Origin of the sequence: Dehalococcoides sp. UCH007 (assembly GCF_001010485.1) — a bacterium.
GTDB lineage: Bacteria > Chloroflexota > Dehalococcoidia > Dehalococcoidales > Dehalococcoidaceae > Dehalococcoides > Dehalococcoides mccartyi_A.
The window spans coordinates 785,430-804,474 of the sequence record NZ_AP014722.1; the positions used below are offsets into that span (position 1 = coordinate 785,430).

The following is a 19,045-nucleotide window of genomic DNA, read 5'->3' on the forward strand; positions in this document are numbered from 1 at the left end:
TATTAGGTTTATTTGTAGATAGTCTGTTCGCGTGAAGGGCCAATACAAACTGCACTCATCCGGCAGCCTATAAGCTCCTCAATGCGGCATATATAGTCTTTTGCTTCATTCGGCAGATCTTCATAATTTCTAACTTCTTTAGTAGAACAAAGCCAGCCAGGCATCTCCTCATAAACAGGCTTGCACTTAGCAAGTTCCCCTGAGTTTGCTGGAAAATATTTGATTATCTTGCCGTTAAGCTCATACGCAGTACAAATTGATATGGTAGGTAAAATATCCATAATATCCAAGCGGGTCATTATGGCAGTTGTCATGCCATTTATCTGGCAGCTGAACTTTCCGGCCACCGCATCAAACCAACCTATCCGTCTGGGACGGCCAGTAGTTGTACCGTACTCGTGGGCTTCATCACGTATGGTATCCCCGGTTTCATCTAAAAGCTCGGTAGGCATTGGCCCGCCGCCAACTCTGGTACTGTAAGCCTTGAAAACACCCAGTGTAGCACTTACTGAAGCCGGTCCTATTCCTATCCCCAGACAACCGCCGGCTGCCAGAGGCGAACTGGAAGTGCCATAAGGATAAGTGCCAAAATCAGGGTCAAGCAAAGCCCCCTGTGCACCTTCCATTATTATCTTTTTGTCCTGGCTGATAGCCTCTTCAATAATATGAGTGGTTTCTTTGATATTGGGTGCCAACTCTTTTCCCCATTTGAGGCAGGTTTCATAAATTTCATCCAAAGAAATAGGCGCTGCGTCATACACTTTGGTAAGCAGCTGGTTTTTACATTCCAGTACATACTCCAGTCGCTCACGCAGATATTCGGGCAGAAGCAAATCACCTACCCGTATGCCCATACGGGCATATTTATCCACAAATGCAGGCCCTATCCCCCTTCGGGTAGTACCCAGTGATTTATTTCCTCTGGCCTCTTCTTCAAGCCCGTCCAGCAGTATATGATATGGCAAAACCAGATGAGCCCGGTCACTTATAAAAACATTGCCAACATTCACGCCGCGGCTGATAAGTTCATTGCGTTCACGTATGAAAACATCAGGATTTATAACCACCCCATTGCCGATAATGCATTTCACACCGGGATAAAAAACCCCTGAAGGAATAATATGAAGTTTAAACTCACCCATAGGGTTGATAACAGTATGACCCGCATTATCACCGCCGGAGAAACGTACTACGTAATCAGCCTCCTGGGCCAGCATATCTACAACTTTGCCCTTGCCTTCATCCCCCCACTGTCCACCGACTATTGCTGTAACAGGCATAACTCCCCCAATTTTGGCTTTAAACATATTTTATCCCCTCACCCAACTACCAGTTGCCGAGGGGAAACCGATAAAGTTTAACAGATTAGGCTGATAAAGTCACTATCATTTGGTCTGGCGGTAAACATTTACAAGCCGCTGAATGACAGTTATCAAACTTAACACGCTTACCAGCACCAACACCGGCACAAGTATGTTAAACATCATGCCTATAGCCAGGGCAACCACCCGTTCAGGTCTGGTAAAAAACCCTTCCTTGCCCTCAAGCCCCATGGCTTCAGCTCTGGCACGTATATAGCTGACCATCAGGGATAAGGTAAGAGTAACTACCGCAAGCACTACTTCAGGTGTTTGCCCATTTTGAGAATAAAGAGCGCATATACCTATAAGTATTGCCGCTTCCGAAACCCTGTCCAAAGTAGAATCAAGTACTGCCCCGAAGCGGGTAACCTTGCCGGTACGTCTGGCCAGTGCTCCGTCCAGCATGTCAAATACACCTGCCAGCAGCATAACAATCCCTGCAAGCAACAGATTTCCATTCACTATAATCCCGGCTGCTACCAGGGTAATAATAAAACCGGTTACCGTAACCATATTGGGGGTAAGACCGGTTTTAGCTAAAAGGTTTATAATGGGATTGGTGACTTTTAGGGCTATTTCCTTACGTAAGCTTGCCATACCAGACATTATATTCAGACTCTTTTCTGCCCTGAGTTGAAGGCAACAGCCAAACTATTTACCTTCCGGACCGTGGTGATTTTTGCTTAACACCAAATGGTAGTACTCTTCAACTTTTTTAGCAACCTTTTTCCAGCTATACTGCTGAACTGTTTTTAAGCCTTCGGCACTAAGCTCAGAACGCATATCGGGATGGGCTACAAGTTTCATCAGGGCTTTGGCCAATTCATCTGCATTTTTAGGCGGCACTAACAGCCCTTCTTTATTATTCGTGAGGACACATTGATATCCTTCTATTTGAGAAGCCACAATCGGCACACCCAAAGCCATAGCTTCCAGAAGTACAATACCAAAACTTTCCTGGCCGGTAGCCGGTGAACAATAAATATGGGCTGTTTTATAATAACGCGGCAGCTCAGTGCAGGAAACCCCGCCCGTAAATACCACATCTGAAAGTTCGTGCCGTTTTACTATATCGCGGTAATGTTTAATTTGCCCGGGTGTACCCGGGCCTACTATCAGAAGCCTTGTCTGAGGGCATAGGGGCTTAATCTGGGCGTACGCATCAATAAGATAACCCAATCCCTTTCGATTCTCCATCCGTCCCACAAAAAGGATATTAAGTTTGTCATCCATATACTCCGGTACAGGCTGAACTTCGGTATTAAATAAATCCAGGTCTATCCCATTGGGCACAATAGTATATTCACCGGGGATATATTTGGAGGCAAAACGCAAAGCTGCTTTGGAAACCGCCATATGCCCATGGAGGTTGCGCCTGCGCCTTCTCAGGAATATGCGGGTAAAAGGCCAGCCCAAATTATAACCGGGCTTGCCCTGACTGGCATGGAAAGTAGCCACATTACAGGTTTTGGAAAACCGGAGCATAGCACTGCAAAGCATTATCATAAATGGCTCATGCAGATGGATAACATCAAACTTTTCGGTTTCTAAAACCTGTTTTATGCGGTTTTTCAGATTCACCGAAAGGCTGATGCGAACTACTGTTCCGGAAGTAGCCAGAGGACGGGGTTTACCGACCCGAATAAAATCAACACCGTATTCGGCCGGAGACTTTGATGCTGGAGCAATGATGCGAACATCATGCCCCAGCATTTTAAGTTCTTTATAAAGCGAGCTAACGTGGTTAACCACGCCACCCGGGTAGGCAAAATCATAAGGACAGACTAAAGCTATTTTCACTGTTAACCGCCAACTAACCTACAGTATCACTAAGGAAGTTCGGGTTATTTTTCTGCCTTCTTTTCAGCCCCAGCCAGTTTCTTGGCAGAGGTCTTTTTAATGAACTCTGCAGTCATAAGATGAGCAGCGTCGTCAGTATACTGAACGGGAGGTGACTTCATAAAATATGAAGAGGGTTCGTTCAGTGAACCGGACATGCCGTTATCCATAGCTAATTTGCAGCAACGAATGGCATCAATGACTACACCGGCGGAGTTGGGGCTGTCCCAAACTTCCAGCTTCATCTCCAAATTCAAGGGGACATCACCGAAAGTCCGGCCTTCCATCCGGATATGGCAGAACTTGCGGTCTTCAAGCCACGGCACGTAGTCACTGGGGCCTACATGAACACAATCAGGGTCAAGCTTGTAATCAAGCTGAGAGGTAACTGCATTGGTCTTGGAGATTTTCTTTGATTCCAGCCGTTCGCGTTCAAGCATATTCAGGAAGTCAGTGTTACCGCCGAAATTCAGCTGATAAGTTTTTTCAAGCTTTACACCGCGGTCACAGAACAGTCTGGTAAGTACGCGATGGGTAATGGTAGCACCTACCTGTGACTTGATATCATCACCGATAATAGGTACACCGGCAGTTACAAAACGCTGCTGCCAATACTTTTCACGGGCGATGAATACCGGTATGCAGTTAATCATACCGCATCCGGCTTCCAGAATCTGCTCCACATACCACTTGGTGGCTTCCTCAGAACCCACCGGCAGATAGTTGATAACAACATCCGTCTTGGTTTCTTTGAGGATTTTCACAATGTCAGCGGTAGAGCCGGGAGCTTTCTGGATAATCTGGGAAAGATATTTGCCCAGACCGTCATGGGTCATGCCGCGCTCAACTTTGACGCCGGTTTCGGGAACATCAGTGAATTTAAAAGTATTATTTGGTTTAGTAAAAATAGCTTCACTAAGGTCCTTGCCGACCTTATTTTTATCAACATCAAAGGCAGCAGTGAAGTTAATGTCGCTAATGTGATAACCGCCAAGATTGACATGCATCAGACCTGGAACGAATTCAGTGTCCTTTGCTTTCCGGTAATAGTGAACACCCTGTACTAAGGACGAAGCACAGTTACCAACACCGATAATGGCAACGTTGATTTTACCCAATTTTTTCCGTTCTCTCCTTCCAACAGAAGAGGCTATCCTGAAACGTCACTAACCCTTCAGAAGATAACCTCTGAATAATTTGATACCTCTTTAAGCCCACACGGGCATTTTTAAAGCCGTTTGTAAAGATAAACTAAGTAACTTAGCCTATCCTGAAAACCTTCCCGCCGCAAACAGGGCAGGTACCTTGCCAGGCTCCGCGACCATTTTTCAGAGTAACTCTCCTGGCATCTTTGACGTCAATCTTCTTGCGATCCTTGACACAATAAGCCTGTACCATGGCCGGTCTCCTTTCGGGTATTTTGGAATATATCATCTACTATTATAGGCGCATTGTCAAGCATTATAAGTATAATTTTAAGCTAATCCGCATTCTCTTTCAGGCATTGATTTACGAATACTTTTGCCGGATGCCAACTGCCGTCACTCTCCGGCTGGATTATAGCCGCAAATCTGTTTTTCGTGTTATATACGGCAATTACCTCAGGCCTGTCATTTTGCTCCAGTGTTATCTCCAAACCATTTACCAAGCGTGTTATATTCTTTTCATCAAGGGTCACTCTAGGCAAATGCCCTATGGCTATTTCGGGTGGAAGCAAAATATCCTGGAGTTTTCCTTCATTCTTGGCTGCTTCAAGGTCAGTAAATGAAAGAGATTTTGCCAGATTAAATTGCCCGTAAGCTTCTCTGACCAGTGATTTCAGATATGCCCCGCAGCCCAGTTTTCTGCCCAAGTCAAAAGCGATAGACCGTATATATGTACCATGTCCACATTCTATCCGTAAACGCAGTACAGGCAAATTGCAGTCAAGCAGTTTTATGCTATAAATCATGGCTGTCCGGGGATTTCTTTCTACCTCTAAACCCTGACGAGCCAGATTATAAAGCCGCATTCCGCGATGTTTTACGGCACTATACATAGGAGGTATTTGAGTAATCTCACCCTGAAAATCCAGCAGTGCTGTTTGTATCATTTCACGTGTAATCCGGTCAAAGGGTTTTCGGGAAGTGACCTCGCCTTCACTATCATAACTATCTGTTTCTGTCCCCAGCTCTATTTTAGCCAGATATGTCTTGCTAACAGAAGAAAGGTACTCTATGAGACGCGTAGATTTGCCTAAAAAAACGGGGATAACTCCGGTGGCATACGGGTCAAGCGTACCTCCATGCCCTACTCGTTTCTGAGAGTAAATACGTCTGATTTTTGAAACCACATCAAAGGAGGTTATCCCGAAGGGCTTGTTGATATTCAAGATGCCATCCATGGCTAGTCTTCAGGCTGGTGTTGAGTAACCCGGTCAATAAGGGTATTCAGGCGAACACCCCTCTCTATTGTATCATCCCACACGAAATGGAAAACCGGCATATAGCGGATATCAGTCTTCTTGGCTATTTCGGTACGGAAAAAACCGGCAGCTGTATTCAAAGCAGCCAGAATTTCATCTTTGTGCTCGTTGCCGGATAAATGACTGACATACACGTTAGCATGCCGCATATCTTCAGATATATCTACTTCATTTACAGATAATAACGTATCCAGACGCGGATCACGAACCTCTTTTTGAAGGAGGGCACTTATATCCGCCCTGAAAAGCTGATTCAGTTTCTTTATCCGCCGTGACATCAGCGTGATTTTTCCTTATGATAAAACTCTAAAATATCACTCTTCTGAAATTCATTAAAATCTTTAAGTCCCACGCCGCATTCGTAACCGGCTACTACTTCTTTTACATCATCTTTGAAACGGCGGAGACTGTTGCTGGGTGCATCTACAATCACCTCACCGCCCCGCAGAAGCCTCACCTGAGAGTTCTTTATCAGTTTACCTTCCAATACCATACAACCGGCTATGCTTAGCTTCTTGGTGCTTTCAAAGACTGCCCTAACTTCGGCCCGGCCGTCAATCACCTCTTTGATAGTAGGTTCAAGCAAACCTTGCAGGGCTTTTTCCACATCTTCTACCAGTTTATAGATAATGTCATAATGACGGATATCAATATCTTCGGCATCAGCCAGACGCTGAGCATTGGTTTCGATGCCGGTGCTGAACCCAATAATCAAACCGCCTGACGCCATAGCCAGCATAACGTCACTCTCGGTTATGTTGCCAACACCGCTGCGGTTTATATTTATCTTTATCTTATCCGTACCCAGTTTTTCCAATGAATCTTTGATAGGCTCCAGACTGCCTTGAACATCGGTTTTAAGTATTATGTTAAGCTCTTTTATATTACCCTTGCTCACCTGGTCATAAACATTGGTAAGGCTGACTGCGTTGGTTTTACGGATAACCTGGCTATTTTCATTAACCATATCCCGAGCCTGTTTTTCGGTGGCGACAGCTATAATCTTGTCACCCACTTGGGGTACATTTTCCATACCAAGCAGAGCAACCGGAGTGGAAGGTTCAGCTTTTTTAATACGTTTGCCCACATCATTAAACATAGCCTTTACGCGTCCCCAAGTATTACCTGCAACCACGGTATCACCCAGTTTCAAGGTGCCACTCTGTACGAGTACGGTAGCCATAGGACCTTTGGTTTTATCCATTTCGGCCTCAATAACCACGCCATTTGCGGGCTGGTTGGGATCGGCTCTTAAATCTTCCAGTTCAGCAATAAGCAAGACTGCTTCCAGCAGTTCGTTTATACCCTTCTTTTCGCGGGCAGATGTCGGGATTGCCAGAGTGTCACCGCCCCATTCTTCAACCACCAGCCCGGCTTCGGCCAGCTGCTGTTTAACTCTATCGGGGTTAGCTTCAGGTTTGTCCATTTTGTTTATAGCCAATATAATCGGCACACCAGCCGCCTTGGCATGATCCAAAGCCTCCAAAGTCTGCGGCATAACGCCGTCATCAGCAGCAACGACCAAAATCGTAATATCGGTAGCCTGGGCACCTCTGGCGCGCATGGCAGTAAATGCTTCATGACCGGGGGTATCCAGAAAAGTTATCTTCTGGCCTTTGATTTCCACCTGATATGCCCCGATATGCTGGGTAATACCGCCGGCTTCTTTTTCCATAACATTAGTGGAACGTATAGCATCAAGCAAGCGGGTTTTACCATGGTCTACATGGCCCATAATGGTTACAACCGGCGGGCGGAGGGGGAAGTTGCTCAGTTTTTCCTTGGCGGGAGAAACTTTTTTAGCGGCACTCTTTTTCAGAATCTTAAGCTTGGCCTCAAAACCAGCCGCTTCTACAATCCCTTTGGCCACCTCAAAATCTATAACCTGATTTATATTAGCCATGATGCCTTTGCGCATAAGGGCTTTAATAACTTCAACAGGGTTTGTATCCAGACTATCAGCCAGTTCTTTTACCGATACCACTGCCCCAAGTTCAATAACCTTGACCGGCGGAGCAATTTCAGTTTTGGCGCTTGGTTTACTTGTCTTCTCTGCCATTTTCTTTCACCTCACACACTTCGCGCCCATATTTTAACAATTCCTCACGGTTTTCCGTTGTTATGGCAATTTTTAGAGCATGAGTAATATAACTGCCCTTTAGCCCGGATTCCCAGCAGGCTATGTCTTTGCACAAATAGGCGCCGCGCCCTTCTAGACGCCCGCTATGGTCTACCCTTACGTCATTATCTTCTGTTCTTACCAGCCGAACAAGCTCCATCTTAGCTTTTTCGGTACGGCAGGCAATACAAGTCCGCATGGGCACAAATTTAGAAGTCGATTTCCTCTGATTCATAATCTGTTACATTCCGCCGTTTTTTGCCCTTCAGCTTGATACCATCTTCAGCGGTATCCTTGCCTTTAACGGTCTTTTTCTTGTTTTTGCTTTTATTTTTGTCATCAATGATAACTTCGCGCCTGGGCAGCAAATCTTCCGCAAAACGCAGTTTGACCGAATCCCCTTCGGATACTTTATCAAGCACATTCAAAGGGACTACCACACCTTGCTCTTCGGGAACAGCTTCTGCCTTTGCCGGTGTTTCTTTAACCGCAGGTTCTATTATTAGTTCCGCAGGCGGCAATTTTCCAACAGATTCCTCTTCAATCTTTGAAACAGGTACCGCCGCAGGTTGTTTCTCAACAGTTTTCTCAACAGCTTCAGGTTTGATGTGCTCAGCCTGCTTGCGGGCAGCTTCTTCTGCGCGTTCAACTTCTTCGTCAGAGGCACTCTTTATATCAATACGCCAGCCTGTCAGTTTAACTGCTAGACGCACATTCTGTCCTTCTTTACCAATGCCCAAACTGAGCTGACGGTCAGGTATAACTACAATGGCAGATTTTTCCGCCTCATTCAATATAACTTTGGTAACTTGAGCAGGGCTGAGTGAATTCGCAATAAAAGTGGCTATTTCATTATCCCAAGCCACCACATCTATTTTTTCTCCGTTCAGCTCGCTGACAATGTTTTGGATACGGATACCCCGCAAACCCACGCAGCAACCTACCGGGTCAATTCCCGGCTGCAAAGCGCCTACCGCTACCTTAGAGCGTGAGCCTGCTTCACGGGCAACAGCCTTTATCTCTACCAGTTGGTTAAAAACCTCAGGTACTTCCATTTCAAACAAACGCCGTACCAGACCAGGGTGTGAACGGGAAACAATGACAGCAGGACCTTTAGCTGTTTTAGCCACGTCCACCACATAAACCTTTATCCGCTGTCCGGCACGATACCTCTCACCATAAGCCTGTTCACTGGCAGGCATTATAGCTTCTACCCGGCCGATATCAACCGTAATCTGTTTGGGCTCTATTCGCTGAACTACACCCACCAGAGTATCTCCAGCCTTAGAGGCATATTCGTCAAATATAGCCGTATTTTCTGCCTCATGCAGACGCTGTAAAATAACCTGCTTGGCAGTCTGAGCAGCAATACGCCCGGCATCAGCCGGAGTATCTTCAACCATCATCAGGTCGCCTATTTTTGCATCTGCTTTTTGCCGTTTAGCCTCAAGCAAACGCATTTCTTGGCGGCTGTCAATCACTTTTTCAACTACCTGCTTTTCGGCCATGACTTTTACCTTACCGGTAAGCGGGTCTATTTTCACCGTGATATTCTGGTTTGGAGCAAAGCTCTCTTTACGATAAGCCGATACCAATGCCGACTCAACGGTAGCAAGTACTACTTCTTTTGGCAGATTCTTCTCTGCCGAGAGCTGGGTGATAGCGAGCAAAAAGTCGCTTTTCATCTCGGTTCTGTATCCTCCTCAGTTTATCCCGATACAACAAAAAAGTGGGTTTGAACCCACCTCAACAACGTGATTTAGCTTTTACGGTAGTATAACACAAAGCCTTGTATATTGGCAATATACAAGGCTTTAAAGTCCTGCGAATATATCCCGTTGACACCCATCAAGCTTAACTGTAACATTAACTATTATGCTTGCAAAAGTATCAAGTTGTGCCCTTATTGGACTGGAAGGCACTATTGTTGAGGTGGAAACCGACATATCTGCCGGGTTGCCGTCATTTACCATTGTAGGACTGCCGGACGCCGCTGTTCAGGAAGCCCGTGAGCGGGTAAGAGCAGCAATCCGTAACTCCGGTTTTACTTTCCCTGTCAAACGCATAGTTGCCAATCTGGCACCGGCTGATTTCAAAAAAGCCGGCCCTGCATATGATCTTTCAATAGCTTTGGCTATTCTTATAAGTTCCGAACAGTTAAAAGCAGACATATCTCAAATAGTATTCCTGGGGGAACTCTCGCTTGATGGTAGTCTTCGTCATACCAGCGGCATATTGCCTATGGTTGCGCTTGCCTACCAAAACGGTTATCGCGATATCATTGTGCCCGCCTGCGATGCCCGCGAAGCCTCACTGGTTGAGGGTGCCAATATACTTCCATTTAACGCGCTAAAAGAAATCACTGAATACCTGCAGGGAGACCGACCTGCACCCAAGGTATGTGAAATAAAGGAAGATTTTAAAAATATTAACCAAACTAATTATGTTGATTTGTCTTTCATAAAAGGGCAGGAAAATGTAAAACGGGCGTTGGAAGTAGCTGCCGCAGGCGGGCACAATATGATAATGACCGGTCCGCCCGGCAGCGGTAAAACCATGCTGGCAAGGGCGTTGGTTTCCATACTCCCGCCGATGACCAGCGCTGAAGCTCTGGAAGTTACCAAGATATACAGTATTGCCGGTCTGCTGCCTCCAAATACCCCGCTTATAAACAACCGCCCTCTTCGGTCTCCTCACTATACTATTTCTTCCGCCGGGCTGGTCGGCGGAGGCACTTTCCCCAAACCAGGGGAAATCAGCTTAAGCCACCGCGGGGTTCTTTTTCTGGATGAACTGCCGGAATTCGGACACAGCCTGCTTGAGCTTCTCCGCCAGCCTTTAGAAGACAAAACCGTGACCATAAGCCGGGCGCAGGGGAGTGTCAGTTTTCCGGCCAATTTTATGCTGGTAGGTGCTATGAATCCCTGCCCTTGCGGCTTTTTTGGTGATAATTATAAACATTGTACATGCCCGCCGGGGTTGGTAACACGCTATCAAAGGCGAATCAGTGGCCCGTTTTTAGATAGAGTGGACATAGTTATAGATGTACCCCGCATAGAATATGAAAAACTTTCCAGTGACCGCCTTGGCGAATCATCAGAGGCAGTCAGCCGGAGGGTGGGGAAATGCCGGGATATTCAGCTAAGGCGTTTTGCCACAAGTAAAATACTTTCCAACGCGGAAATGACCCCGGCAGAAATACGCCAGTTTTGCATGCTTGAAGATGCCGCCCAGAACTTGCTGCGTACCGCTACCAAACAACTGTTTTTGTCCGCCAGGGCTTATCACCGTATATTGAAATTAGCCCGCACCATTGCTGACCTTGAAAATAATGATATAATCAAATCACATCACTTGGCCGAAGCGATACAATACAGGCCACGCTGGCAGGTATAAAATGAAGGACCAACTTACTCTTCAAACACCCCGCCTGGAATTGATACCGGCAAACGCCGACATGCTTAATTGCGAAATTCAAGAACAAAAGCAATTGGGGCAATTGCTGGAAGCTGAAATTCCAGCTAACTGGCCGCCGGAAGGTTACGGTTGTGAAACCCTTAAACGCTTGCTGACAAAATATGAAGCAAGCAAATTTAAAACCGGTTATCTAAACTGGTATATAATTCTGAATCAATCCGGCACTCACCGCCAGCTTATCGGGGAGGCAGGTTTTAAAGGTGAACCTACCGCTGAAGGCCGTATGGAAATTGACTATTCTATACTTGCCCACTACCAGCACCACGGATATGCCATGGAAGCCGTCCATAGCTTGATAGGCTGGATACTCCAAGACCAAGATATCAAAGAGATTATAGCCCAGACTTATCCCGAATCTATAGCCGCCCAAAAACTTCTGGTAAAAATAGGTTTCAGCGCTTCCGGTAAAGGCATGGAACAGGGCACCATACTCTTTGTTCTTCCCCGCGAAGACTATAAAACCGAATTACCTGTGATGACTGAAGGAGAAAAAAACGTGAAAGAAGACCTCAAAGCTAATTCCCGTAAAGCCGCTGAAAGCTTTGGTGATATGCTGGCCGCTTTTGGCAGCGCCGTCAGTGAAATATTTAATGACCCTTCTTTAAAAGAAAAGGCCAAGGAATTCGGCAAGAGTGTTTCAAGTTCGGCAGAAGCGGTAACCAACCGCTTTAAAGACGAGGAAATAAAGGTAAAGTTTAAAGAAGTGGGTGACGCCGCCCAAATTTTCGGCAAAAATGTAAGCAATATCTTCAAAGATGATAAAAAAGAATCTAAAACAACCGATGCCGAGGATTAGTTTATATTCCGCATACTGCAATGCATATATTTAGCAGATGTATTTACAGGTGCATCTGCATTTTGACGTGCTCTATCCCGTCCTCCACAAAGGACTCTCCGTCAGGAGCATAACCCAAGCTGGTATAGAAACCTAATGCACTGGTCTGAGCATGAACTACTACTCTATCTACATTTTCTGTTTTTAACATGCTTACAGCGTAGTTCATCATCTTCCTTCCCAAACCAAACTTGCGGTGGTCAATATCTACAGCCACTCTTTCAATCTTAGCAAGGCTTTTATCCAGCATTCTTATACGGCAACAGGCTAAAGCCCGTTCTACGTTATGTATAACCAGATGACGGGCAGTTTTATCGTATAAATCATATTCGGTATCTGGGTCAATCCCCTGCTCGGTTACAAATACTCTGTACCGAAGGGCAAAAACCATTTGCAAAATATTTTCGTTTTCAACTAAGCATACCTGATACATAATCATGGTATTATATTTAAACTATAACGTACATTCAAACACCACCTATATGCAAAGTGTTTTTACTGCTAAACTATAATAAAACCGAATTTTTCCGGAGGCTAAATATGTCACCACCCAATAATAAGACCCTAAAAATAATCCGTAATCGTTTTTTTACCGGTCTTGCCTTTGTTTTGCCCATCGGGGCGGCACTGGGACTGCTTATTTGGGTATTTAATATAGTAGACGGTATGCTAAAGCCTGTCATAGAGTTTTTCTTCGATTGGTATTTCCCGGGATTGGGCCTTTTAGTAACATTGCTCCTTATATATCTAGTAGGATTGGTGCTAAGTAACTATTTCGGCAAGCAAATATTGGGGTGGATAGATAAGTTACTGACAAAAGTACCTATATTCAATCAGGTATACAACAGCGCCAAACAGGTCATAGAAACACTGGGGGTGAGTAATAAAGTCTCCTTCAAAGAGGCTGTAATGGTAGAATTTCCCCGGGCAGGTATGCATAGTCTGGCATTCATTGCTAATGAAACCACCAATTCCAGCGGTGAAAAATTGTATCTGGTTTATGTACCCGGCTCCCCCAACCCGACCAGCGGCTTTTTAGAGCTCCTCAGGGAAAATCAGATTGAGAGGGTAAATATATCGGTTGAAGATGCCATGAAAACCCTCCTTTCGTGTGGTTTGGTGTTTCCTGAAACGATTCAGAGTATTGAGATTGGCAAGGGGGATTTACGCCCCGGCAAAATCTAGGGCATCAGTTTTTTAATAAAACAAAGGGGCAGAGACCTGAAAGTCCCCGCCCCTTTGTTTTTACTTTTATCTGGCTAAAGGTTATTTAATTTCTACGGTAGCGCCGGCAGCTTCAAGAGCCTTCTTGGCGGCATCAGCTTCTTCTTTGCTGACATTCTCTTTAACAGCCTTGGGAGCGGCTTCAACCATATCCTTGGCTTCTTTAAGACCCAGGCTGGTAAGTTCGCGGACAGCCTTGATTACGTTAATCTTGTTGGCACCGACATCCTTCAGGATTACGTTAAATTCGGTCTTTTCTTCTTCAGCAGCAGCAACAGCGGCACCGCCACCGGCAGCGGGGGCAGCTACGGCAACAGCAGCACTTACACCAAATTCCTTTTCGAGGGCTTTTACCAATTCGGACAGTTCAATAACGGTCATGCCCTTAATGGCACTCATCATTTCGTCAATAGTCATGAAAATACTCCTTATAATATTTTATTACTTTATTTAGCCTTCAAGCTGTTTCATACGGGCTTGAAGTACAATGGCCAAACCACGGGCAGGACCATTGAGTACCATCGCCAAACCGGCAATAGGACTCTGCATACCAGCCAAAACCTTGCTGATAAGCACTTCGCGAGACGGTAACTTGGCAAGCTCTGCTACTTCGTCAACGGAAATAAGCTTGTTGCTGAGATAACCGCCGGTTACTTTTAAAGTGGACTTGGAGCTGGCCAGATAGTCCATCAAGACTCTAGCCGGAGCAACCACGTCACTCGAAGAGTAAGCCATAGCCACCGGGCCTTCAAATGCACTCTTGATATTTGTGTGGTGAGTGTTGTCAGCGGCACGCCGAGCCAGAGTATTTTTAAGCACCCGGTAACCCACACCAGCTTCACGCAGTTTTACACGTATAGTGGTCAACTCTGATGTACTGATACCGCGGTAATCAGTAAAAACCGCAGACTGGGCAACAGCTAAAGCGTCAGTTAACTCATCAACTGCTATCTTTTTCTTTTCACGTATCTTCTTTACCAAACCGCACCTCCTTTTCTAAAAAATAAAGTCCTTATGCCAAAGCACAAGGACTTATAAAACCCTTAATAAAAAGTCTTGTATCCTCGGCAGGCAATGTATTAAGCCAATAGGCACCCACGTCTCAGGAAATATTCAGTTATAAATACGGCTGACTTATGCGCCACCCATGGCAGACACAGCCCTGAGATCCATCTTTACACCAGGCCCCATGGTAGTAGCCAGATAAGCACTCTTGATGTACTGGCCTTTGGCACCGGTGGGCTTTGAACGTATAATAGCATCTATCACAGAGGTCATATTCTCCAGCAAAGCCTGCCCTTCAAAACTGGCCTTGCCCAATACGATATGTACAATGCCTGAACGATCCAGTTTGAATTCCACACGTCCTTTGCGGGCTTCGGTAACAACTTGTTTGAAATCTTCAGCAGGGACTACAGTGCCGCTCTTAGGGTTAGGCATAAGACCGCGCCGGCCCAGAACTTTACCAAGTTTACCAACTTTGCTCATCATGTCAGGGGTAGATATAGCAACGTCAAAATCAAGGAAACCGGCTTCAACCTTCTTTATAAGCTCTTCACCACCGTATACATCAGCACCGGCCGCTTGAGCCGCTTTTTCAGCTTCACCCTGGGCGAATACCAATACACGTACGGTTTTACCTAACCCATGGGGCAATACGGCTACACCGCGCAACTGCTGGGTAGCATTTTTAGGATCAAGGCCCATCTTCAGATGCATTTCAACGGTCTCATCAAACTTTGCCGCAGCCATTTTCTTGGCCATATCAATAGCTTCAGCCGGAGCGTAAGCCAAACTCTGGTCAAGCAGTTTTATTGCGTCCTGATATTTTTTACCGCGTGTTACCATCTGTTATTCCACCTTAATGCCCATGCTGCGGGCAGTACCTTCAATAATTCTTTCTGCACCCTCAATATTAACTGCATTCAGGTCCTTCATCTTGACCGAAGCAATTTCTCTGAGTTGGCCCTTTGAGATAACAGCAACGACGCTTTTGCTGGGAGTACCAGAACCTGCCGCAACACCAGCCGCCTTTTTCAAAAGGTCAGCCGCGGGAGGGGTTTTGGTGATAAATGTAAAAGAGCGGTCATCATAAATAGTTATCTCTGCAGGTACAATAGTGCCCGTCATAGAGGCTGTGCGTTCGTTATATTCTTTACAGAAACCCATGATATTGATACCGTGCTGACCCAGCGCCGGACCAATGGGAGGTGCAGGATTGGCTTTACCTGCAGGTATCTGTAATTTTACAATTGCCTTTACTTTTTTTGCCACGTATGTCTCCTAAAGCCTCTAGAGCTTTTCGACCTGCAAAAAGTCAAGTTCCACAGGAGTTTCCCGCCCGAACAGGGAAAGAAGCACCTTGACCTTGCCTTTTTCAGTGTTAATTTCGTCTACCATGCCGATAAAATCAACGAACGGTCCGTCAATAACCCTGACACTCTGTCCCTTGCGGAAACCAACCTTAACTCTGGGCGATTCAGCTTCCATTTGGTCCAGTATACGGCTGACTTCTTCGGGCGGCAAATTGGTCGGCTTACCCTCGGAACCTACAAAGCCAGTAACACCGGGAGTATTGCGGACTATAGTCCAGCTTTTATCATTCATGTTCATCTGCACCAGCACATAACCGGGCAGGATTTTCTTTCTGATGGTTCGCCGCTGACCGTTTTTAACTTCAACTTCTTCTTCGGTAGGCAATACAACCCGCTCTATATCATCCTCGGCATCCATAGACTTAATCCGTTCGTCAAGACCTTTACGGACTCGTTCTTCATGCCCGGAGTAGGTATGCACCACATACCAATTCTTTTGTTTAACAGTCATAAAATTTCACCTTGTCAGTCGGCAACCCCATAACATTTCTAAACGCATTATTTTACAAATACGTTATCAATAAACCAGCTAAAGCCGTAATCTACAACGCCCAGTACAATACCAACCGCTATAGCAACCACCAAAACCATGGTGGTTAGCTTTATAACGTCTGGCCGGCTCGGCCAGACTACTTTTTTTAATTCGGCAACAAGGTTGGAAAAGAAACCAGGTTTCTTACCAGCCGCCTTGGCAGTTTGCTGTGCGGAAGGACACATATTACCTAGCTCTCCTCCTTTATCTACTTGGTCTCGCGATGTACCTTTGCCTCACGGCATCGCGGGCAATACTTACTTAGTTCTATTCGCCTGGGATCATTACGCTTGTTCTTTTCGGTGGTGTAATTTCTTTCACCACAGTCCGTACAAGCCATATTAATCACAATTCTTGTGTCAGTTTTTTTGGCCATTTTACGCTAATACCTGAGAGATGGCACCCGCACCAACGGTCTTACCGCCTTCACGGATGGCAAAACGCATACCCTTTTCCATAGCTACCGGATAAATAGTGGAAATCTTCATTTTCACATGGTCACCGGGTACAACCATTTCAACGCCTTCGGGAAGATGAATCTCACCGGTAACATCAGTAGTACCAAAGAAGAATTGAGGTTTGTAGCCATTGAAGAAAGGTGTATGGCGGCCGCCTTCGTCCTTGCTGAGTACATAAACTTCAGCTTCAGCATTAACATGAGGCTTGATGGAGCCGGGTTTGGCAAGTACCATACCGCGCTCAATATCTTCACGCTCAACACCGCGGAGAAGCAACCCGACAGCATCGCCAGGTTCAGCGGAGTCAAGAATCTTATGGAACATTTCCAAACTGGTAACAACAATCTTGCGGGGCTCATGATGCAGACCGACCAGGTCAACTTCATCGCCGCCTTTAATAACACCGCGTTCAACACGGCCGGTAGCAACAGTACCGCGGCCTTTAATGCTGAATACATCTTCAACCTTCATCAAGAAGGGCTTGTCAACAGGACGGGGAGGAATGGGTATGTAGGAATCAACAGCATCCATCAGTTTCCAGATTCTGCCGCACCATTCACATTCACGCTTGCCACAGCCGCACTCAAGGGCTTTAATGGCACTTACTCTAACTACCGGAATTTCATCACCGGGGAAAGAGTTTTTGGTAAGAAGTTCACGAACCTCAAGCTCAACCAGCTCAAGCAGTTCTTCATCATCCATCATATCGCATTTATTAAGAGCTACGACTACAGCAGGTACTTCTACCTGATGAATCAAAAGTACATGTTCACGGGTCTGGGGCATGGGGCCATCAGGCGCGGAAACCACCAGAATAGCACCGTCCATCTGAGCGGCACCGGTGATCATATTCTTGATATAGTCAGCATGTCCAGGGCAGTCAATATGGGCATAATGCCTGGTCTCGGTCTGATATTCAATATGAGAAATAGCAATTGTCAGACCTCTAGCTTTTTCCTCAGGAGCGTTGTCAATCTGGTCATAGGCGCGGAAATCAGCCCAGCCCTTGGTTGAAAGGGTCTTGGTGATAGCCGCAGTCAGGGTAGTTTTGCCATGGTCTACGTGCCCAATAGTGCCTACATTACAATGAGGCTTAGAGCGGTCAAACTTTTGCTTTGCCATTTCTTTTAATTATTCCCCCTTATTATTATGGAGCCCACAATCAGATTCGAACTGATGACCCCGTTCTTACCAAGAACGTGCTCTACCTACTGAGCTATGTGGGCAACGCTTACATTATATTTATTTTAATACCCACTGTCCAGCCCGACGGGGTCATAAAATACTCTGGAGAGGGCAGGGTTCGAACCTGCGTAGCCCTTAGGGCGGCAGATTTACAGTCTGCTCCGATTAACCACTCCGGCACCTCTCCATGATGCTGTTAAAAAAGCCCAAAAAAAAGTTAGCGGCTCAGCCCGAGAGGGGATTCGAACCCGCTAACCTACCGATTACAAGTCGGTTGCGCTTCCTTTGCGCCACTCGGGCAATATTTTTATCACGTTTCAGGCTGATTGTCAAACAATCAAAGTGAGATTATACGTAAATAAAGCTCTAAAGTCAAGCAAAATCAGCTGTTTTCGTATCTATTTTCGAAAGCATGGCATAGCTGACAGTTATTCGCCCGAAATGGATTACATACCGGTTAATTTACCACCACATATCCACCCTGTGAAAGGATTCGGTTTTTATATATTTTTCGGCATCCGGATACATATCTATATATTTACCGATATCACCATTCCCGCTCAAAGCCAGAATAACTTCATCCATTCTGCCGCCGCCCTGACTTTTGTGGCATGAAATAGATTTGAGCTTCAGTATTGCCGTCTGGCTGATATCTACCTGATAGTTGGGCTCCTGCGGATTTGAAAGTAAAAGTTCGGTAACTTTATGGGGTTCAAGACCTTCCGCAATAAGGTCAGGATAGGCCAGATGGTCACGCGAATACGGGAAAATAGCATCCATCACGGCTTCTCCGCACTGGCGGTGGTCTCTATGCCACCACATATAACGCTGGTATGGGTCAGTAGTAATAACAGTAAACGGTTTAAAAGCGCGTATCTGCCGCACCAGCTCCTTGCGCAATTCGGGTGTATTCTCAAGCCCCTGGTCAGGTTTACCCAGAAAAACCACCTTGCTTACGCCCAAGACAGCTGCCGCCTGACGTTGTTCATCCTCGCGTATTTTTATCAATTCAGATGGTATCATATTGCGGTCAGAAGTACCTTTATCTCCATTGGTACATACCACATAAGCCACTTTTTTACCTTCGGCGGTCATTTTGGCAATAGTGCCGCCAGCACCGAATTCGGCATCATCCGGATGAGGCATGATAACCAATACATCTGCTTTTAAAGACAT

General features: G+C 45.9%; 23 protein-coding genes, 3 tRNA genes and 1 other annotated feature. Of the genes, 3 read left to right on the top strand and 23 right to left on the bottom strand.

Annotation, left to right across the window (positions count from 1 at the left end; genetic code table 11):
• Positions 1 to 8 precede the first annotated feature (8 nt).
• The 10 genes from UCH007_RS04175 to nusA form a co-directional block, all read right to left on the bottom strand.
• The gene (locus UCH007_RS04175) at positions 9 to 1,280 is read right to left on the bottom strand and encodes an adenylosuccinate synthase (RefSeq protein ID WP_046961546.1); all 1,272 of its coding nucleotides are present in this window, start codon (positions 1,278 to 1,280) and stop codon (positions 9 to 11) included.
• Positions 1,281 to 1,385: 105 nt separating this feature from the next.
• Positions 1,386 to 1,967 (bottom strand): CDP-alcohol phosphatidyltransferase family protein, encoded by a 582-nt coding sequence (locus UCH007_RS04180; protein WP_046961140.1) that lies wholly within the window; start codon positions 1,965 to 1,967, stop codon positions 1,386 to 1,388.
• A gap of 45 nt (positions 1,968 to 2,012) precedes the next feature.
• The gene (locus tag UCH007_RS04185) at positions 2,013 to 3,161 is read right to left on the bottom strand and encodes a glycosyltransferase family 4 protein (RefSeq protein ID WP_046961141.1); all 1,149 of its coding nucleotides are present in this window, start codon (positions 3,159 to 3,161) and stop codon (positions 2,013 to 2,015) included.
• Positions 3,162 to 3,205: 44 nt separating this feature from the next.
• Positions 3,206 to 4,318 carry an inositol-3-phosphate synthase gene (locus UCH007_RS04190; protein WP_046961142.1) on the bottom strand — a complete coding sequence of 371 codons (1,113 nt, stop codon included), beginning with the start codon at positions 4,316 to 4,318 and terminating at the stop codon, positions 3,206 to 3,208.
• Between the two features lie 142 nt (positions 4,319 to 4,460).
• Entirely contained in the window at positions 4,461 to 4,598 is a 138-nt protein-coding gene (locus UCH007_RS07785; RefSeq protein ID WP_023652395.1) for a DUF5679 domain-containing protein, read from the bottom strand.
• An 82-nt stretch (positions 4,599 to 4,680) separates the two neighbouring features.
• Positions 4,681 to 5,583 (bottom strand): tRNA pseudouridine(55) synthase TruB, encoded by a 903-nt coding sequence (gene truB / locus UCH007_RS04195; RefSeq protein ID WP_046961143.1) that lies wholly within the window; start codon positions 5,581 to 5,583, stop codon positions 4,681 to 4,683.
• Positions 5,584 to 5,585: 2 nt separating this feature from the next.
• Positions 5,586 to 5,942, bottom strand: a complete 357-nt coding sequence (gene rbfA / locus UCH007_RS04200; RefSeq protein ID WP_012882136.1) for a 30S ribosome-binding factor RbfA — start codon at positions 5,940 to 5,942, stop codon at positions 5,586 to 5,588.
• Positions 5,942 to 7,723 (bottom strand): translation initiation factor IF-2, encoded by a 1,782-nt coding sequence (infB, locus tag UCH007_RS04205; RefSeq protein WP_046961144.1) that lies wholly within the window; start codon positions 7,721 to 7,723, stop codon positions 5,942 to 5,944. The genes rbfA and infB overlap by 1 nt, the downstream gene beginning before the upstream one ends.
• Positions 7,704 to 8,018 (bottom strand): RNase P modulator RnpM, encoded by a 315-nt coding sequence (gene rnpM, locus UCH007_RS04210; protein ID WP_023652398.1) that lies wholly within the window; start codon positions 8,016 to 8,018, stop codon positions 7,704 to 7,706. Before rnpM ends, infB begins: the two co-directional genes overlap by 20 nt.
• The gene (gene nusA, locus UCH007_RS04215; RefSeq protein ID WP_023652399.1) at positions 7,993 to 9,468 is read right to left on the bottom strand and encodes a transcription termination factor NusA; all 1,476 of its coding nucleotides are present in this window, start codon (positions 9,466 to 9,468) and stop codon (positions 7,993 to 7,995) included. The genes rnpM and nusA overlap by 26 nt, the downstream gene beginning before the upstream one ends.
• Before the next feature lie 190 nt (positions 9,469 to 9,658).
• Here nusA and UCH007_RS04220 point away from each other — a divergent pair, with 190 nt between their 5' ends.
• Positions 9,659 to 11,179 carry a YifB family Mg chelatase-like AAA ATPase gene (locus tag UCH007_RS04220; RefSeq protein WP_023652400.1) on the top strand — a complete coding sequence of 507 codons (1,521 nt, stop codon included), beginning with the start codon at positions 9,659 to 9,661 and terminating at the stop codon, positions 11,177 to 11,179.
• Position 11,180: 1 nt separating this feature from the next.
• Positions 11,181 to 12,056 (top strand): GNAT family N-acetyltransferase, encoded by an 876-nt coding sequence (locus UCH007_RS04225; protein ID WP_023652401.1) that lies wholly within the window; start codon positions 11,181 to 11,183, stop codon positions 12,054 to 12,056.
• 43 nt (positions 12,057 to 12,099) lie between these two features.
• On the opposite strand, the gene UCH007_RS04230 is transcribed toward UCH007_RS04225, so the two are convergent.
• The gene (locus tag UCH007_RS04230) at positions 12,100 to 12,534 is read right to left on the bottom strand and encodes a GNAT family N-acetyltransferase (protein ID WP_156171833.1); all 435 of its coding nucleotides are present in this window, start codon (positions 12,532 to 12,534) and stop codon (positions 12,100 to 12,102) included.
• Positions 12,535 to 12,635: 101 nt separating this feature from the next.
• Here UCH007_RS04230 and UCH007_RS04235 point away from each other — a divergent pair, with 101 nt between their 5' ends.
• Positions 12,636 to 13,280, top strand: a complete 645-nt coding sequence (locus UCH007_RS04235; RefSeq protein WP_046961145.1) for a DUF502 domain-containing protein — start codon at positions 12,636 to 12,638, stop codon at positions 13,278 to 13,280.
• A gap of 81 nt (positions 13,281 to 13,361) precedes the next feature.
• Here the strand turns inward: UCH007_RS04235 and rplL are convergent, their stop codons facing one another.
• The 12 genes from rplL to UCH007_RS04295 form a co-directional block, all read right to left on the bottom strand.
• Entirely contained in the window at positions 13,362 to 13,736 is a 375-nt protein-coding gene (gene rplL, locus UCH007_RS04240) for a 50S ribosomal protein L7/L12 (RefSeq protein ID WP_012882143.1), read from the bottom strand.
• 33 nt (positions 13,737 to 13,769) lie between these two features.
• Positions 13,770 to 14,300, bottom strand: coding sequence for a 50S ribosomal protein L10 (gene rplJ / locus UCH007_RS04245; RefSeq protein ID WP_012882144.1), 531 nt, complete (start codon positions 14,298 to 14,300; stop codon positions 13,770 to 13,772).
• A 12-nt stretch (positions 14,301 to 14,312) separates the two neighbouring features.
• Positions 14,313 to 14,444 (bottom strand) — a sequence feature (ribosomal protein L10 leader region).
• Positions 14,445 to 14,453: 9 nt separating this feature from the next.
• On the bottom strand, positions 14,454 to 15,167 hold the full coding sequence (rplA, locus tag UCH007_RS04250; protein ID WP_023652405.1) for a 50S ribosomal protein L1: 714 nt from the start codon (positions 15,165 to 15,167) through the stop codon (positions 14,454 to 14,456).
• 3 nt (positions 15,168 to 15,170) lie between these two features.
• Positions 15,171 to 15,593 (bottom strand): 50S ribosomal protein L11, encoded by a 423-nt coding sequence (gene rplK / locus UCH007_RS04255; RefSeq protein WP_012882146.1) that lies wholly within the window; start codon positions 15,591 to 15,593, stop codon positions 15,171 to 15,173.
• A gap of 18 nt (positions 15,594 to 15,611) precedes the next feature.
• Complete coding sequence (gene nusG / locus UCH007_RS04260; RefSeq protein WP_012882147.1) at positions 15,612 to 16,145, bottom strand: transcription termination/antitermination protein NusG; 534 nt, start codon at positions 16,143 to 16,145, stop codon at positions 15,612 to 15,614.
• A 47-nt stretch (positions 16,146 to 16,192) separates the two neighbouring features.
• On the bottom strand, positions 16,193 to 16,411 hold the full coding sequence (gene secE, locus UCH007_RS04265; protein WP_012882148.1) for a preprotein translocase subunit SecE: 219 nt from the start codon (positions 16,409 to 16,411) through the stop codon (positions 16,193 to 16,195).
• 23 nt (positions 16,412 to 16,434) lie between these two features.
• A complete protein-coding gene (gene rpmG / locus UCH007_RS04270; RefSeq protein WP_011309437.1) occupies positions 16,435 to 16,602 on the bottom strand; it encodes a 50S ribosomal protein L33 in 168 nt (55 codons plus the stop codon).
• A gap of 1 nt (position 16,603) precedes the next feature.
• Positions 16,604 to 17,806, bottom strand: a complete 1,203-nt coding sequence (gene tuf / locus UCH007_RS04275; protein WP_012882149.1) for an elongation factor Tu — start codon at positions 17,804 to 17,806, stop codon at positions 16,604 to 16,606.
• 28 nt (positions 17,807 to 17,834) lie between these two features.
• Positions 17,835 to 17,910: transfer RNA gene (locus UCH007_RS04280), tRNA-Thr, on the bottom strand.
• Between the two features lie 62 nt (positions 17,911 to 17,972).
• Positions 17,973 to 18,056: transfer RNA gene (locus tag UCH007_RS04285), tRNA-Tyr, on the bottom strand.
• Between the two features lie 40 nt (positions 18,057 to 18,096).
• Positions 18,097 to 18,169, bottom strand: a tRNA-Thr gene (locus UCH007_RS04290).
• A gap of 162 nt (positions 18,170 to 18,331) precedes the next feature.
• Positions 18,332 to 19,045 (bottom strand): PIG-L deacetylase family protein, encoded by a 714-nt coding sequence (locus tag UCH007_RS04295; protein WP_023652408.1) that lies wholly within the window; start codon positions 19,043 to 19,045, stop codon positions 18,332 to 18,334.

Excerpts from the sequence above, each read along its gene's own strand:
- UCH007_RS04175 (WP_046961546.1), bottom strand. The coding sequence starts at position 1,280 with ATGCCTGTTACAGCAATAGTCGGTGGACAGTGGGGGGATGAAGGCAAG.
- UCH007_RS04180 (WP_046961140.1), bottom strand. The coding sequence starts at position 1,967 with ATGTCTGGTATGGCAAGCTTACGTAAGGAAATAGCCCTAAAAGTCACC.
- UCH007_RS07785 (WP_023652395.1), bottom strand. The coding sequence starts at position 4,598 with ATGGTACAGGCTTATTGTGTCAAGGATCGCAAGAAGATTGACGTCAAA.
- truB (WP_046961143.1), bottom strand. The coding sequence starts at position 5,583 with ATGGATGGCATCTTGAATATCAACAAGCCCTTCGGGATAACCTCCTTT.
- rbfA (WP_012882136.1), bottom strand. The coding sequence starts at position 5,942 with ATGTCACGGCGGATAAAGAAACTGAATCAGCTTTTCAGGGCGGATATA.
- infB (WP_046961144.1), bottom strand. The coding sequence starts at position 7,723 with ATGGCAGAGAAGACAAGTAAACCAAGCGCCAAAACTGAAATTGCTCCG.
- rnpM (WP_023652398.1), bottom strand. The coding sequence starts at position 8,018 with ATGAATCAGAGGAAATCGACTTCTAAATTTGTGCCCATGCGGACTTGT.
- nusA (WP_023652399.1), bottom strand. The coding sequence starts at position 9,468 with ATGAAAAGCGACTTTTTGCTCGCTATCACCCAGCTCTCGGCAGAGAAG.
- UCH007_RS04220 (WP_023652400.1), top strand. The coding sequence starts at position 9,659 with ATGCTTGCAAAAGTATCAAGTTGTGCCCTTATTGGACTGGAAGGCACT.
- UCH007_RS04225 (WP_023652401.1), top strand. The coding sequence starts at position 11,181 with ATGAAGGACCAACTTACTCTTCAAACACCCCGCCTGGAATTGATACCG.
- UCH007_RS04230 (WP_156171833.1), bottom strand. The coding sequence starts at position 12,534 with ATGATTATGTATCAGGTATGCTTAGTTGAAAACGAAAATATTTTGCAA.
- UCH007_RS04235 (WP_046961145.1), top strand. The coding sequence starts at position 12,636 with ATGTCACCACCCAATAATAAGACCCTAAAAATAATCCGTAATCGTTTT.
- rplL (WP_012882143.1), bottom strand. The coding sequence starts at position 13,736 with ATGACTATTGACGAAATGATGAGTGCCATTAAGGGCATGACCGTTATT.
- rplA (WP_023652405.1), bottom strand. The coding sequence starts at position 15,167 with ATGGTAACACGCGGTAAAAAATATCAGGACGCAATAAAACTGCTTGAC.
- nusG (WP_012882147.1), bottom strand. The coding sequence starts at position 16,145 with ATGACTGTTAAACAAAAGAATTGGTATGTGGTGCATACCTACTCCGGG.
- secE (WP_012882148.1), bottom strand. The coding sequence starts at position 16,411 with ATGTGTCCTTCCGCACAGCAAACTGCCAAGGCGGCTGGTAAGAAACCT.
- rpmG (WP_011309437.1), bottom strand. The coding sequence starts at position 16,602 with ATGGCCAAAAAAACTGACACAAGAATTGTGATTAATATGGCTTGTACG.
- tuf (WP_012882149.1), bottom strand. The coding sequence starts at position 17,806 with ATGGCAAAGCAAAAGTTTGACCGCTCTAAGCCTCATTGTAATGTAGGC.
- UCH007_RS04295 (WP_023652408.1), bottom strand. The coding sequence starts at position 19,045 with ATGTCTTTAAAAGCAGATGTATTGGTTATCATGCCTCATCCGGATGAT.